Below are 15,900 nucleotides of genomic sequence, written 5' to 3' on the forward strand. Positions count from 1 at the left end.
ACCATGAACTTACAAAATATTTTAGAATCGATTTCACATGTTGATCCCGAATTCAACGAAAGAATAAGTCCACGTCGCCAAGCTATTCGCAATATGTTCAACGTGGGGCAGAAAGTAACGATGGCAGCTTTACCATTAGCGGTATCGGCATTGTTCAATAAAGCATACGGACAATCCGCTCCAACAGATGTGATTGGCGTACTTAACTATGCGCTGACGTTGGAATTTTTAGAAGCGGAATATTATACGTTGGGAGCTCAGCAGTCAGGTTTGGTTCCTTCAGGAAAACCGTTGCAGGCGATAGAAACTATTCGTGATCACGAAGTTGCTCACGTAAAGTTTTTACAAGGCGTATTGCAAGATAAGGCGGTTTCTAAGCCTACATTCGACTTTACGGCCGGCGGAGCATTCGCTGATGTTTTTAGTAATTATGATACTTTTCTAGCGTTGGCACAGGCATTCGAAGATACGGGAGTGCGTGCTTACAAAGGGCAAGCGGGGCTATTAAAAGGAAATCAAATCGTCTTAACCGCTGCTTTGCAAATCCATTCAGTAGAAGCTCGTCATGCGGCGCATATTCGTTCTATGCGTACTGCTCGCGGTGGTGCGGCATCGGGTCAAAAACCTTGGATTACTGGAGCAAATGATTCCGGAATTGGTGCGGCGGTGGATCCTGTATACGCGGGAGAAGACAATAAAATCCAAGCGGGAGCTGATATTACTACGCTCGACGGAGTTAGCGGTAAAGTTTCTACCAATATCGCAACACAGTCTTTCGACGAGCCATTAACAGCACCAGCTGTATTAGATATTGCTAAGCTATTTATAAAGGCTTAATCAAAAAATACATTTTTGTTTATTTAGGAGGGGGATAGTGACGTAAGGTCTGTTTCAAACGAAGCAGGCCTTTTTTATTGGAATAAGGATTTGCGTTTATGGATTAAATTTCGCCAATGACGTGCAATTCGGATAGGTTAGGAGTTGGTTTCCCTCCTTCATCTTCCAATGTGATAGCGAACGCTTGCGCATTATTGATTGGCTTCATGCTATGCGTTTCTCCAGCCCCATTCAAAGGAATTACGCCGGCATCAATTGGTTGGCCATCTAGCAATGCCCAAAGTTGATATTGCTTTCCTTTAGGAACTTCCGGTAAATTTTCCGCAACAAGGTAGACGGAGTTGTCGTCCTTATTCCATAAAACCATCGCACTGGCTTCTGGATGTGTTTCCACGCCAGCAAGCGCAATTCTGCTCACTGCTGGATTTTGGAACATATCCAAATTGCGGTAAGCATCTGATAACAGCAATTCACTACTTTGATTTTTATTTTGCAAAGCGATGATTTCTTGTTCTGACGTTTGGTTTCGTTGGTAGAAATAAATATTTGCAGCTACACTACCAACTAAAAGTGCGGTAGCAGCTATAGCGAATGGGCGTAAACTGACAATGCGGATTGGCTCATTTTTTGGAAAGGCTGTTTCCGTTTTCGCGCTATTGTTTTCTTTAAAAATCTCCGAAGGTGTTTCCGATTCAGCAACTGTAGATTCCAAACTAGCCCAAATACTATCTCTCAAATCTATAGGCGGCGCAATGGATTGTATAGTAGCTGTATCTTCCATCAACTGCTCCGCTTCCCGAATGGCTTGTTCCACCTCGGGATGCTTGTTGCGCACACATTCTAGGATACTCGCTTCCTCTTCGGTTGCGACACCTAGAACGTATAGTTCAACGATTCCGGACGATATGTATTCTTTAATATCCACAGTTATTGATATTCATTCAGCACTTGTTTCAATTGTAGCAATGCTGCTCTGACTCTAGTTTTTACGGTGCCAATGGGCAAATCCAGCTCTTCAGCAATTTCTTTTTGGGTATACCCCTGATAGTACGCCAAATCAATTAGCGTTCTCCATTCCGGTTTCAAAGCATTTAAAACTTCTTTTACACCGATTACATCCGTTTTTTCCTGAGGTTCTGTCACAGCATAACTAGCACTCTCAGTCCTATTTACGACATCGGGAAGCGATTGGTTTTTTTGCTCGTTTTTTACTCCCTTCGATTTAATGTAATCGATAGAAGCGTTACGCGCAATGTTTAGCATCCAAGTGTACACGCGTCCTTTTTGTTGATCAAATTGATCAATATTGTTCCATATTTTGACGAAAACATTTTGGATAACTTCGTCAGCATAATTTTTATAAAGTACAATGCGAATGACCACACCATACAACGCCCCCGAATAATTATCGTAGAGATAATTGAAAGCCCTGCGGTCCCGTTTTAGGAGCAGTTCTATCAAGGTTTCTTCAGAAAGGTTACGTATGGGGCTCAAGCAAGTTTTATTTATTTCAAATGTAGGTATAACTTATCATATATCGAAGGGTGCCATTAATTTCTTCTATTCGGCAAATGCGGATCAAACCAAAGAAGCTTGATAAGCGTATATAAAAGAAAAACAGATCATGAGAAATCAATCAAATTTATCGCTGATTAAAATAACTTTCACGATGCTCGCTGTCGTATTTACAACGGTAACGGCATCCGCTCAGCAAAAAAGCAATCCGTACTACAGCCGAACGGAAATAAAAAAACTGAAAGTTTCCAATGCAGAATGGAAAAATATTTTGTCGCCAGATTTGTATGCCGTTGCGCGTGAGGGTGCTACTGAAAGAGCATTTACCGGAAAATACACGGATTTGGATGCGCCTGGAACGTACTTCTGTGCGGTTTGTGGGAATGAACTTTTCCGCGCAGACGCCAAATTCGCTTCTACCTGCGGTTGGCCATCGTTTTATGAGCCGTCTAGAAAAAAATCAGTGATTTATAAAGAGGACCGTTCGCACAATATGGTACGTACGGAAGTAAAGTGTGGACGATGTGATTCTCACCTTGGACATATCTTCGATGATGGACCGGAACCAACCGGAAAGCGCTATTGCATGAACTCCATTAGCCTAGATTTTGAGCCTGACGCTAAGTCAGTTAAAAAATAAATCATAAAAATTATTCATTTCAAAGAACCACTCGTTCGCCAGCCTCGTAAATAATAGAAACAACAATAAAATACATTACATAAAAAGAAGAATCATGAAAAAGTCAACATTATTTGGTGCCGCTTTATTAGCATTAGCACTTTCAACACAAACAGGATATGTGCAAGCTCAACAAAAAGAGAAAACAGTAACCGTGGGCGGTGCACCGATGTATCCATCGAAAACAATCGTAGAAAATGCAGTAAATTCTAAAGACCACACTACATTGGTAGCTGCAGTAAAGGCAGCTGGTTTGGTAGAAACGTTATCTGGTAAAGGGCCATTTACTGTGTTCGCACCTACTAACGCAGCATTCGATTTGTTGCCGGCAGGTACCGTTGAAAACTTGGTTAAGCCAGAAAATAAATCAACATTGACAAGCGTGCTTACTTACCACGTTATTCCCGGTAAATTGGACAGCAAAGCGCTTTGGAAAAAATTAGACAAAGATGGCAAGGCTGAATTAACAACCGTTCAAGGCGAGAAGCTGACTGTTTGGAAAAAAGATAAGGATTTATATATCAAAGACGCTAAAGGTGGAGATGCAAAGGTTTCGATCGCTGATGTGCATCAATCAAATGGTGTTATCCACGTTATTGACCACGTGTTGATGCCATAATTTTAGTTACTAAAAGGTCAATCGTGTTTAAGTACAAAAATGACGAAGCCTCCCAATGTGGAGGCTTCGTTGTTTTTTTATGGATTCAAAACTTCGGTGATCGGTTTCCCGATGCTACCATTTGGTTCCATGATATGGAGCAATGCGGAAATCGTAGGTGCGATATCGGTAATAGCAACCGGACGATTCGTTTTCCCTTGTGGAATGCCCCATCCCATAAATAGTAGGGGAATATGAGAATCGTAAGGCGACCAAACACCGTGTGTGGTTCCCGGAGAACGCGGCGTTCCGGCATACCATTGTGGTTCAACGAGAATCTGAATTGAGCCACTGCGTTTTCTATTGTAACCATTAATTACTTTCTCTTTCAGCGCAGCAGGAACGACCATTTCTTGAGAACCTTCCAAATCCAATACGTAAGCGATTCCATCTTCTTTTTTCAGCAATTTGATAACACGTTCGCGAATCGCTTTTTCGTCTAATTGCAAAGAATCAATTAATTGGTGATTGAAATGAACTTGATAATTAGTCATGCTTCGTACCAATTTATCTTGGCCGAACTCTTCTTTCAAAGCACCGTTCAACGTGCGCTGAATTTGTCGATCGAATAAATATCCTCCGCTTCCTTTTTGATCCGTGTAATATAAGGGATTGTAGGATACGGCGTGATCTGCTGTTAAGAAGAATGTGTAATTTCCTTCACCAACCGTTTCATCTAAATATTTTAAGAAACTTGCGATATCTTGATCTAAGCGTAAATAAGTATCTTCAATTTCGACTGATGATAGGGAATAACGATGGCCAACATAATCTGTTGCAGACAAACTCACGCATAAGAAGTCAGTTTGCTTATCTGCATTGTTGCCCAGATTTTCATTCTTGATGGCATCCTTTGCGAAATCTAACGTAAAGCTATTTCCTTGCGGCATGGTTTTGATGATTTCCAAACCAACATCTTTTACCAATTGAGATGTTTTTCTGGGCAATACGGGCTTTTCTTCCCCTTGCCAAGTGCCCTCGTAGATATTATCGTCGGCAATACTGTTTTTATAGGTATCGATCGGATAAAGCGTGTTCCAATCTTGGTTTACATATTTGGTTGCTAAATCCTTTCCGTTGAAGGTATTCACCCATTTCGGTAGCGCATCCATATAAAAGGTGCTAGAAATCCAATTGCCGGATTTGCTATCGAACCAATATGCTGCGTTTGCAAAATGTCCAGCAGGAAGAATTCCGCCACGATCTTTGATGGAAATACCGATTACTTTCGAACGAAAGTTGCTTGCCAAGCGCAATTCGTCGGTTACTGTGGATGCCAATAGATTTCGTGGAGACTGCTGTCCATCACGACCTTCTGCACCCAAACCTTTTACTAAATCATCCTGCGTACAATACATTGATCTTCCGGTCGCTTGTTCGATCCAATCATTACCAGCGATGCCGTGAATGGAAGGTACAGATCCAGTGTAGACCGAGCTGTGGCCAATTGCGGTAAATGTTGGAACATAGTTGATTACCGTGTTTTCGCAAGAAAATCCTTGCTTCAGCAATCTATTAAAACCATCATCGCCAAAACGGTCAGCAAATCGGTATAAATAATCCCAACGCATTTGATCCACCATCAGACCAACCACTAATTTCGGACGCTCGACTTGGGCAAAAACGGAGGAGGAAAGGGATATCGTCAACAGGTGACACAGCAAAATAACAACCTTCTTCATAATAAATAAAGCACAAATGATAAGGCAACAAATGTAGCAATTCTTTTATGATAGAAAGTTTAGTCTTGGCTTTGTTACAAGTTGCAGTCGGCGTTTTTAAAGCCAATTTTACATACGAGGAGATTCCGGCTGGTTGTAATCAACCGAATCGCCGATAGCAGAATCCGCGCGTAAACTGTCGGAAGCAGATGTTTCCTTTCCGGATTCTATTCTTTCAGGTGCGAGGATGGGTTCATTTTGTTTATTTTTCGATTCCGAACAGGATACACTAATCGATGCTGCGATCGAAAGTATAACAAATGCAACTGATATCTGATTTTTCATGGCAAAATGGTTTAAATACTTAACTATTTAAACCAACAAAATATCCATAGTTATGTTAGCGTTTGGTCATAAAAAAAGGTTTTCAAACGGGGAGAATGAAAACCTTTACTAACCAATTATAAACCTAAATTATGATGATACAAAGGTAGTGTACAAACTACACTATTGCAAATTTTAATAGAATAAATTTTTTGTTTTTTTTTCGTGAAGTATTCTGTGCTGAAATTATCGGACCCGACATTCAAAGATTTTTTACAGAAAGCTACAAAAAGTAAAAGTCGTCCGGGGGGGTGGACGACTTAATACCAAATATGCTGTGTAAAAAAATGTGCTTGTTAATTGCAGTTGTATTTACAAAGCTGATGCCAACAACTGGTCGTTTTGCGGAAATAAGTACAATCCACGTATCATTCAAGTAAAAACCACTTGAATTGCGCTATTTCGCAAGCGAAATTCCAAAACGCTTCGGTATAAAGGTTGCTACTATTCAAGCAACAATCCAATCGCTTTGGCAGCGTAAAGTCTCAAAGCATTGCTGATTTTCTGCATCTTTGTACCAATCATTGAAGTTCAATTTTCCATCGTGAGTAAAGGCAGGGATACATTTTTAAACGATACATCGAAACGCATTATATTCGTGACGTCAGCTTTGCTATTGCAATACTTGGTGATGTATCTCATGGATCCTTTTACCGATTATTGGGCGACTTTCTTTACGCGTCCAAGTAGCCATCTGATTACAGATCTGTCCTCCTCATTGCTTTTTTGCTTTTCCATATCCGAATCCAGCATCGCGATTGGCAACTATTTAAATAGAAAAATTTCTTGGACTTCGCATCCCGGAAAGCGGCTGGCACTAGAAACCGCAATGAACGTTTCCTCGGTACTTCTCATCAATCAAATCATTTGTTGGACCTATTTAACCTTTTTTCAGGAACAATTGCTGATCGACAACAATCCAATTTCCGGCGATGCCGAAACGCGCGAGATGCTGCGGTGGGTTTTGGTAAGCATTGTTTTGTCGTTGATGATTATGGGAATCAATATCGGGAATCATTTGGTATTAAATTGGAAAAATGAAGCTATACGATCTGCAGAATATGCACAAGTTGCGATGGAAGCGGAATTGCAATCGTTGAAACTGCAAATCGATCCGCACTTTGTGTTTAATAACCTGAGCGTACTCTCTGAATTAATCCTAGAAGATCAGCAATTGGGCTACGAATATGCCGAGAATTTCAGTCGGATATATCGCTATTTATTGATTAATGCAAAGAAAGATGTATGTACACTAAAAGAAGAATGGCGATTTTTGGAAACTTATCAATTTCTGATAAAACAACGCTTTGGCGATGGGATTCAATTTAGTGTCGATGTAGATCCGCTTTATTTTTCCTATCAACTTCCTCCGCTAACACTACAACTGTTGGTTGAGAATGCGCTGAAACATAATAAAACCAGTAAAAGAAATCCGCTCGAAATTCGCATTTCTACGAATGAATTAGGTGAGCTAATTGTAGAAAATACATTGCTGCCTTTAGAAAAAATTATTTCCTCATCAGGCATTGGTTTGAAAAATATTATAAGACGATATAAACTGCTTTCGCAACCTGAACCCAGACTATATCGTAATGAAGAAAGATTCACGGTTGTACTTCCATTGTTTAGGTTATGAGAATATTGATTGTTGAAGACGAAAAGCCGAATGCCGATCGCATAAAACGCTTGGTAAACGAAATACGTCCTCATTTCGAAATCGTAGGGGTTGTGGAATGCATAGGCGATACCATCGAATGGTTATCTATGAATCGGCCACCCGATGTGATGTTGATGGATATTCGGCTTTCCGACGGATTAAGCTTTGAAATTCTCGAACATCGAACAATTACTTGTCCGATCATCTTTACTACTGCCTATGACGAATACGCAGTTCGCGCGTTTAAGCATAACAGCATTGATTACCTTTTAAAGCCGGTCGAAAAGGAAGAACTCGCTGCAGCTTTTCACAAGCTGGAGAGCAACGACTTGCCGACCTTAGATCAACCTACGTTGGCCGGATTGATCAATTTTCTCCAACCCAAAAACTTTCGGAAAAGATTCCTTTTACCCTATCGAGATGGATATCGATCGGTGCTAGTGAAGGATGTAGTTTACTTCTTTTCAGAATGGAAAGTAACGCACGCAAAGTTAGCTGATGATACGGAAGTAGTCATTCCTTTTACTATGGAAGAGTTGGAACAACAGCTTGATCCAAATGCATTTTTTAGAGCCAATCGACAATATATTATCTGCGTCGATGCTATCGGTCAGGTTCACAATTATTTCAATGGAAAGCTGAAAGTTGATCTGCAAAATCACCCATCGGTCGAGGTCATTATAAGCCGAGAAAAAGCCCCGATTTTTAAAAACTGGCTCAACTACTAAGCGCTCTTTTTCCTCGTTTTTTCAGATTACATCATTGTCGTTTTGGTTACCAATTACGACGGTTCGGTGAAAATCGTTGCTAATCTGTCGCTTTAGCACTTACTTTTGATCACATTTTGAAAATTTTTCCAATGAAGAAGCATATTCACACGTACAGCGTGTTCAAATTTTTAGCGTTATCCTCGACTTTTCTTGGCCTTTCGTTTTCCTGCAGCAATCAATCGCAGGAAGCACCGCCAATGGAAACCGTTGAAGTAGATTTTCAAGAACTTCGACACGATGACGCACAGATAGAAAAGCGTTATCCCGGTAGCGTAGAAGGAACAGTGAACGTCGATATTAAAGCACAAGTAAGCGGTTATCTAGATGAGATTTTTGTGCAAGAAGGAGGCTATGTACAAAAAGGACAATCCTTGTTTCGCATTAAAGCAGATGTATTTAATGAACAAGTAAATAGCAGTCGCGCAGCCTACGAAGCAGCAGTTGCAGCGGAGCAGAATGCGCGTATCGAGCTAGAGAAAGTGAAACCTTTGGTACAGGGAAAAGTGTACACTGAATTGCAGCTTGAAACGGCTGAAGCCAACTACGCAGCAGCGAAAGCACAGGTTTCTCAGGCGCGTGCCGCATTGGGCTCTTCGGAAATTAATGCAGATTTCAGCTTGATAAAAGCACCGGTTAGCGGATATATCGGCAGAATTCCGAAACGCATCGGAAATTTGGTCACACCGAATGATGCAACGCCATTAACCACTTTGTCCGAGATTAATGAGGTAAATGTTTATTTCTCCCTAACGGAAGCCGATTTTATTGCCTTCGTAAAAGATCGTCAATCTGATCAAGGTATGAATACGGTTCAGTTCGTTATGGCCGACGGTCGCGTTTACGAGCAGAATGGACGTGTAGAAATTGCGAGCGGTAATATCGACCGTACGACCGGAAGTATTGCTATGAAAGCTACTTTTCCGAATCCGGATAAGGTGTTGCGTGCAGGCGGAGCAGGTAAAATTATCTTGACGAAAAAAGTGTCGGAAGCACTAACCGTTCCTATGGCTAGCGTTCGCGATATTCAAGATCGTTTCTTCGTATTTGCCTTGGCAGATAGTAATAAGGTGGTAATGAAACCGATTGAGATTCGTGGAAAGGCAGGCAATCAATACATTGTTCAGTCTGGTGTGGCGCAAGGAGAGAAGATTGCGTTAAACCGCATTGATGTACTGAATGAAGGTATGGTTGTGCAACCTACGATGGCACAAGATTCTGTGGGTAAATAATAAATTTTAATTAGCAAAAGAAGTATCCATGATACGAAATATTATAGATCGGCCGGTACTGGCGACGGTCATATCAGTTATATTTTTGATTTTGGGAATTTTGGGTTTGTTGCGGTTGCCGCAAACACGTTTTCCTGATATCGCGCCTCCAACCGTGCAAGTAACCGGAAGCTATCCAGGAGGAAATAGCGAAACCGTTTTGCGTTCGGTGGTTACGCCCTTGGAGGAACAGATTAATGGGGTGGAAAATATGCAGTACATCACTTCCACAGCGAGTAATGATGGTACGTTTTCCGTTCGTGTCGTTTTCAAGCAAGGCGTAGATCCGGATCAGGCGGCAGTGAACGTACAAAACCGCGTGCAGCAAGCAACACCGATTCTTCCGCAAGAAGTGATCCGAATGGGATTAACCACTTCGAAGCAACAGAACAGTATGATTATGATCTTCAGTATTTACGCGGATGATAATGATAAATACGATGAGTTGTTCTTGCAGAATTATGCCAATATCAATTTGATTCCTCAGATAAAACGGGTGCCGGGGGTCGGACAAGCGCAAGTTTTCGGAGCGAAGGATTACTCGATGCGCGTTTGGTTGAATCCCCAAAAAATGTTCAGCTACAACTTAGTTCCAGAAGATGTTACGGCGGCGATTGCGAAGCAAAGTTTGGAATCTGCACCGGGTAAGTTTGGGGAAGAATCGGATGCAGCATTGGAATATGTTATTCGCTACCGTGGAAAGAAGACCCAGCCGGAAGAATATGAAAACATTGTTGTAAAGCGAAATGGAGCGGATTTGGTTCGCCTGAAGGATGTTGCTCGTGTAGAATTCGGTTCAATTAGCTACAGCGGCGACAACCGTTTCAACGGAAAGAACGCCGTTACCATCGCGATTTTGCAAACATCAGGTTCCAATGCCAACGAAATTGAGATTGGGGTACAACAAGAGTTGGCGAATGCTGCGAAGCGTTATCCGCCGGGCATTAAGCAAGGCAATTTGATGAGTACAAAGGAACGTTTGGATGAAGCGACTGGCCAAGTACGATCTACCTTAATCGAAGCATTTATTTTGGTATTCGTGGTGGTGTTTTTGTTCTTGCAAGATTTTCGCTCGACGATTATTCCGGCCGTAGCGGTTCCCGTTGCCATTGTGGGTACTTTCTTCTTTTTGCTGGCTTTCGGTTTTACGGTCAACATCCTAACCTTATTTGCTTTGGTGCTTGCCATTGGTATTGTGGTGGATGATGCGATTGTGGTGGTTGAAGCCGTGCATGGCAAGTTGGAAAGCTCCAAAATGGATGGTCGGGAAGCAACCCATAGCGCGATGAGCGAAATCACGGGCGCGGTGATTTCCATTACCTTGGTGATGTCGGCGGTGTTTATTCCTATTGGATTTATGACCGGATCATCTGGGATATTTTATAAGCAGTTCGCATATACTTTGGCGATTGCGATTATCATTTCTGCGATCAACGCACTGACTTTGACGCCAGCGCTTTGTGCAATGTTGCTTAAAAATCATCATGCGGAAGGAGAAGATGAACACGCAAAAGCAGGTTTTGGTGCGCGTTTCTCAAAGGCGTTTAACGTTGGATTTGAGAACATGACGAACAGATATATTCGCGGTGTTCAATTCTTGGCAAAACGAAAATGGTTGGCTACCGGATTTATTGCTTTAATCACCGCAGGAGCGATTTATATGATGAATACTACGTCGAGAAGTTTTGTTCCGATGGAAGATGATAGCTTTATCGTCTACAGTTTGAGTATGCCGCCGGGAACCGCATTGGATCGCACGACGCAGGTTGCTGAGAAAATCAACGGTATTTTGATGAATATGGAAGCCGTGCAAAGTAATTCTGGAATCACTGGGTTTAATATTTTAAGTAATAGCACAGGGCCAGCGTATGCAGTCGGTTTTGTGAAGCTTAAGGATAAAAAAGATCGTGGCGAAGTCAACGATATCGACGAGGTTTTAGGCTTGATTACGCAAGAGTTTGCGCAGGTAAAAGAAGGTACAATTATGGCATTTCGTTCGCCTCCAGTGGATGGTTACGGAATGACTTCTGGGGCGGAACTTGTGCTTCAGGATCGTATGGGTAAAGATCCAGCTTCGCTGAAAGCGATGGCCGATCAAGTGATGGGACAGATCATGCAACAGCCGGGCGTGCAATATGCATATACAACATTTCGTGCCGATTTTCCGCAATTTGAATTGGAAGTCGATGAGGATAAAGCCGCGCAAATGGGCGTGGATGTAAGCAGTATGTTGGGTAACATCCAAACGTATTTTGCTGGTGATCAATCGTTGAACTTTACACGTTTTGGTAAGTTTTACCGAGTCAATATTAAAGCGGATGGTGTATTCAGAACGGATGAAGAAGCGTTTAACGAGATCTTTGTACGTAACGATGTAGGAGAAATGGTGCCAGTAAAATCTATGGTGACGTTGAATAAGGTTTACGGTCCGGAATCTGTAAGTCGATACAACCTCTACAATTCCGTAACCATTAATGTGGTGGCGAATCCCGGAACGAGTAACGGAGCGATTATGGATGGTTTGGAAACGGAAGTTTTGAACAAGTTGCCGGGCGATTATAGTTATGAGTGGACGGGTCTAAGTTTGGAGGAGAAATCGTCAGGAAATCAAACGGTATTCATCCTTTTGTTGAGTATACTTTTCGTTTATTTCCTACTATCTGCGCAGTACGAAAGTTATTTGCTTCCCTTGGCCGTTTTGCTATCTATTCCGACAGGAATTCTAGGCGCGTTTATCGGTATTCGTGCCATCGGATTGGATAACAATATTTACGTGCAGGTCGGTCTAATTATGTTGATTGGTTTGCTCGCGAAGAATGCAATTCTAATCGTGGAGTTTGCTGTACAACGTCGAAAAGCTGGACTTTCCATTTTGGAGTCGGCACTGGAAGGTTCGAAAGCACGTTTGCGTCCGATTATCATGACTTCATTGGCATTTATTGCCGGAATGGTGCCTTTAATGTTAGCAACGGGTGGTTCTGCGACTGGAAACAAATCAATTAGTACGGGTGCGGCCGCAGGGATGTTGAGTGGTGTAGTACTCGGTGTATTTGTGATTCCGCTTCTTTACATCCTGTTTCAGTATTTACAAGAATTAATATCTGGGAAACCGAAAGTCGATCCCATAAAAAAATAAAGATGAGAAAGAATTTAAATCCAATCCTTTGGATTGCTCTGCTCACGATAAGTTTGGGCGCTTGTCGGGTAGGACAAAAATATAGTCGTCCGGAAATCGATATTCCGAATGAATTCCGTGATCAGTCGGCCGCACAACTTACTTCGGATACCGTACTATTGCCGTTGAATACCTTTTTCAAAGATAAATTACTGCTTTCTTTGATCAATCAAGCATTAGAAAAGAATAACGATTTGGCGGTAGCTCACTTGACGATGAATCAATTGGAATTGAACTACAAGCAATCCAAACTAGGCTTGTTACCCACTTTAGATTTGTCAGTTGGCGCTAATAGAATGTGGTTGTCGCGCAACTCGCTAAACGGATCGTTGAGTGAACAATTTTTGGGAACGCCATACATGGATGATTATACGGCAAGCTTACGTTTATCTTGGGAAGCCGATATTTGGGGCAAAGCAAAGATGAAGCAAGAAGGCGCGTGGGCTAATTATTTTGCGCAGCAAGAAAACTTACAAGCACTGAAAACGCGCATAGTAGCTCAAGTTGCACAAGCTTATTTTACCTTAATCACGTTGGATGAACAGCTCAAAGTAGCGGAGCGAAATGTACTGTTGGGAGATAGCACATTGCAGATGATTCGTCTGCAATATGAATCGGCACAAATTAGTTCTTTAGCATTGGATCAGGCGGAAGCGCAAAAGAAAACGGCGGAGCTGTTGATTCCTTTAGCGAAGCAAAACATCGCCGTGCAAGAAAATGCATTGAATATTTTATGCGGAAGCTTTCCTGCAAAGTTAGCGCGATCGGGAAGTATAACTGAAGCGATGCCCGATGAGTTGTTTTCTGCTGGCGTACCTGCGATGCTTTTAAGCAGACGACCCGATGTGAAAGCGGCAGAATATGGCGTGGTAGCAACGAATGCGCAAAGCGGATTGGCAAAAGCAGCCATGTATCCATCTCTGAGCTTGACGCCTTCAATCGGGGTAAATTCTTTTCGTTTTAATACATGGTTCGATCTGCCGGGATCCATTGTGAAAACCGTCGCTGGGAATCTGACGCAGCCAATTTTTCAGAAGAAAGAATTAAAAACGGCTTATGAAGTTGCCAAAATCGAACAAGAGAAAGCAGCAATTCAATTCCGCCAATCCGTATTGGTGGCCGTAGGTGAGGTTTCTGACGCGTTGGCCAGATCGAATCATGCTGATGAGCGTTTGCAATTGGTGGAAGCGAAGAAACAATCACTAACGAAGGCAACCAGCGATGCGATGTTATTATATAGAAGCAGTATGGCGACTTATTTGGAAGTGATCACCGCGCAAAACAGTGCATTGGAAAATGAGTTGGACGCGATCAATATCAAACGAGAAAAATTGGAAGCCGTGACGAACTTATATCGTGCGCTGGGCGGAGGAGTGGAGTAAAATCGCTCTCTGGCATGCTTGAACTGTCAGGTATAAATTGTCGGTAATTTAGGCTAACTTTAGGCAACCAGAAGAAATAAGCTATGTCAAATATTGATTTCATCCACGAGGAAAAAGCAGCGGATATTGGTAATTTTTTAGTGGGTCGATTATTGCCTTTTCGGCAGAAACGTTCGATCGGACCATTTGTATTTATCGATCACATGGGGCCGGCCTGTTTAGCAGATCACGAAAATTTAGATATTGGTCCGCATCCGCATATTGGTTTGTCGACCTTGACTTATTTGTTTGATGGAGCGATTTTCCATCGGGATAGCATCGGTAGTGCGATGGAAATTACGCCGGGCGCGGTAAACTGGATGACAGCAGGTAAGGGCGTTGTGCATTCTGAACGTACGCCCGAACATCTTCGACAGAAAGATAAATTTATGCATGGCTTGCAGATTTGGGTGGCGTTGCCGAAAGATCGCGAATTTATGGAGCCTGAATTTCATCACACCGAAGCAAAGGATATTCCCGCGTGGGAAGATGAGGACGCAACGTATAAACTGATCGCAGGAAAGGCTTTTGGTCGAACATCTCCCGTTCCGGTTTACAGCAATTTATACATGATCGAGATTAAAGCGAAAAACGATACGTTGATCGATATTCGTGGGGAACTTTACGGTGAGAGTGGTTTGTATGTTTTGGAGGGAGAAATCAAAAGCGGTGAACACGCTTACGGTGCTAAGCAGATTTTGATCACGAAAGATGCGCATTTGTGCACCTTTGAAATGAAAGCTGGAACGTCGGTATATATTTTTGGAGGCGATCCATTCCCTGAAGAACGTTTTATTTCGTGGAATTTTGTAGCAACGAGTAAAGAAACATTAGAGCAAGCCAAGAAAGACTGGATTGATCGTAAGTTTGCTGATGTGCCCGGAGATGCAGGCTATGTGCCATTTCCTGGAACCTAATTTGGTGTGCCGAAAGCACACCAAATTAGGTTTATTTGTTTAAGCGAGTGATTGGTCGCTGTCTGTAGAATCCATAGCATCTGTGGAATCTATAGATTGGACCTGATAATCCTCAATGGGATGCAAGCGCGCCACTTTGTTCACCTTCCTGTCTTTTGCTTTTCCGCTAGGATTAGTAATGTTTACCACATTGATGTATGATATTGATTCATTTGGCGATTCAAAAATCGTTACCTGTGCATATTCTGCTGCGATTTGAAGTGCGGGATCATTCGCCAATACTGCATAATTTTTGTTGTCCAAATCTTGTAAGAATGCTTCTTTATCTGTTACGAAAGGGATAAAATGCAATTCTTTGCGCTTTTTGAACCAGGCGTTGTTTAGTTCCGAATAAGGCGTGTCAATTGTTCCTTCTCTAAATACAGCGAAAAATAAGCCACCTAAAATAATAACAAATTCGCCAAACCATATCAGCCACAACAATCCGCCCGACACCGTACTGCTGCTTTCTATGCTAAACGTTCCGTATTCATTTAGCGAGCTGATTTCTGTAAATAATAGATTGGGATGCGTAAATAGAAAAAAGAAATCACTAGCCAGCACTTTGATGTCGTCGCTGTTCAAATCGAACGTAAATCCATTTTGGCTATACGCAATCGTGTCAAAAAATACCCATTGCACATAAAATCCTAACAATCCACAGAAAGTGGCAACAACAAAAGCAATGGTTTTGCTTCTCAGCTTTCCGATTTGAATCCCAAAGTTAATGGCTGCACCAATTCCTAAACCTAGCAAGGCAGCGGTGATGGCTGAAAACCAAATATTCGGAATCATCCTGTTTATAATGACGTAAATAATTGGGAGAATGATGGCAGCTAAAATACCTAGCAATAGGGTAATTCCGACGCCAGAGGATGTAGCCAACTTTGGCTGTGAAGAGGATGCTTCCATAGGTATG

At 42.1% G+C, this 15,900-nt stretch carries 14 protein-coding genes; 9 read left to right on the forward strand and 5 right to left on the reverse strand.

Translation table 11 applies throughout. The features are described 5' to 3' along the window. Window positions 1-3: 3 nt before the first annotated feature. Entirely contained in the window at window positions 4-837 is an 834-nt protein-coding gene (locus tag ACFSQ3_RS14390; RefSeq protein WP_380870270.1) for a ferritin-like domain-containing protein, read from the forward strand. 103 nt (window positions 838-940) lie between these two features. Here the strand turns inward: ACFSQ3_RS14390 and ACFSQ3_RS14395 are convergent, their stop codons facing one another. Further along, window positions 941-1,762, reverse strand: coding sequence for an anti-sigma factor (locus ACFSQ3_RS14395; protein WP_380870271.1), 822 nt, complete (start codon window positions 1,760-1,762; stop codon window positions 941-943). A gap of 2 nt (window positions 1,763-1,764) precedes the next feature. Continuing rightward, complete coding sequence (locus ACFSQ3_RS14400) at window positions 1,765-2,331, reverse strand: RNA polymerase sigma factor (protein ID WP_380870272.1); 567 nt, start codon at window positions 2,329-2,331, stop codon at window positions 1,765-1,767. 130 nt (window positions 2,332-2,461) lie between these two features. Here ACFSQ3_RS14400 and msrB point away from each other — a divergent pair, with 130 nt between their 5' ends. Further along, window positions 2,462-2,992 carry a peptide-methionine (R)-S-oxide reductase MsrB gene (gene msrB, locus ACFSQ3_RS14405; protein ID WP_380870273.1) on the forward strand — a complete coding sequence of 177 codons (531 nt, stop codon included), beginning with the start codon at window positions 2,462-2,464 and terminating at the stop codon, window positions 2,990-2,992. Between the two features lie 94 nt (window positions 2,993-3,086). Next, window positions 3,087-3,650, forward strand: coding sequence for a fasciclin domain-containing protein (locus ACFSQ3_RS14410; protein ID WP_380870274.1), 564 nt, complete (start codon window positions 3,087-3,089; stop codon window positions 3,648-3,650). 77 nt (window positions 3,651-3,727) lie between these two features. Here ACFSQ3_RS14410 and pafA read toward each other — a convergent pair whose 3' ends face one another. Both pafA and ACFSQ3_RS14420 read right to left on the reverse strand, forming a co-directional pair. After that, a complete protein-coding gene (gene pafA / locus ACFSQ3_RS14415) occupies window positions 3,728-5,371 on the reverse strand; it encodes an alkaline phosphatase PafA (RefSeq protein ID WP_380870275.1) in 1,644 nt (547 codons plus the stop codon). A 108-nt stretch (window positions 5,372-5,479) separates the two neighbouring features. Next, window positions 5,480-5,695, reverse strand: a complete 216-nt coding sequence (locus tag ACFSQ3_RS14420; protein WP_380870276.1) for a hypothetical protein — start codon at window positions 5,693-5,695, stop codon at window positions 5,480-5,482. A gap of 583 nt (window positions 5,696-6,278) precedes the next feature. Between ACFSQ3_RS14420 and ACFSQ3_RS14425 the strand changes: the two genes are divergently transcribed. The 6 genes from ACFSQ3_RS14425 (at window position 6,279) to ACFSQ3_RS14450 (ending at window position 14,942) form a co-directional block, all read left to right on the forward strand. Further along, a complete protein-coding gene (locus ACFSQ3_RS14425; protein WP_380870277.1) occupies window positions 6,279-7,370 on the forward strand; it encodes a sensor histidine kinase in 1,092 nt (363 codons plus the stop codon). Continuing rightward, complete coding sequence (locus ACFSQ3_RS14430) at window positions 7,367-8,119, forward strand: LytR/AlgR family response regulator transcription factor (RefSeq protein ID WP_380870278.1); 753 nt, start codon at window positions 7,367-7,369, stop codon at window positions 8,117-8,119. Before ACFSQ3_RS14425 ends, ACFSQ3_RS14430 begins: the two co-directional genes overlap by 4 nt. A 131-nt stretch (window positions 8,120-8,250) precedes the next feature. Then, window positions 8,251-9,390, forward strand: a complete 1,140-nt coding sequence (locus ACFSQ3_RS14435; RefSeq protein ID WP_380870279.1) for an efflux RND transporter periplasmic adaptor subunit — start codon at window positions 8,251-8,253, stop codon at window positions 9,388-9,390. Window positions 9,391-9,418: 28 nt separating this feature from the next. Beyond that, complete coding sequence (locus ACFSQ3_RS14440) at window positions 9,419-12,565, forward strand: efflux RND transporter permease subunit (protein ID WP_380870280.1); 3,147 nt, start codon at window positions 9,419-9,421, stop codon at window positions 12,563-12,565. A gap of 2 nt (window positions 12,566-12,567) precedes the next feature. After that, the gene (locus ACFSQ3_RS14445; RefSeq protein WP_380870281.1) at window positions 12,568-13,986 is read left to right on the forward strand and encodes an efflux transporter outer membrane subunit; all 1,419 of its coding nucleotides are present in this window, start codon (window positions 12,568-12,570) and stop codon (window positions 13,984-13,986) included. A gap of 83 nt (window positions 13,987-14,069) precedes the next feature. Then, entirely contained in the window at window positions 14,070-14,942 is an 873-nt protein-coding gene (locus ACFSQ3_RS14450; protein WP_380870282.1) for a pirin family protein, read from the forward strand. 39 nt (window positions 14,943-14,981) lie between these two features. Here ACFSQ3_RS14450 and ACFSQ3_RS14455 read toward each other — a convergent pair whose 3' ends face one another. Next, window positions 14,982-15,893, reverse strand: coding sequence for a hypothetical protein (locus ACFSQ3_RS14455; protein ID WP_380870283.1), 912 nt, complete (start codon window positions 15,891-15,893; stop codon window positions 14,982-14,984). Window positions 15,894-15,900 lie beyond the last annotated feature (7 nt).

It is taken from the genome of Sphingobacterium corticis (assembly GCF_042684745.1).
In the GTDB taxonomy this organism is placed as follows: Bacteria; Bacteroidota; Bacteroidia; order Sphingobacteriales; family Sphingobacteriaceae; genus Sphingobacterium; species Sphingobacterium corticis.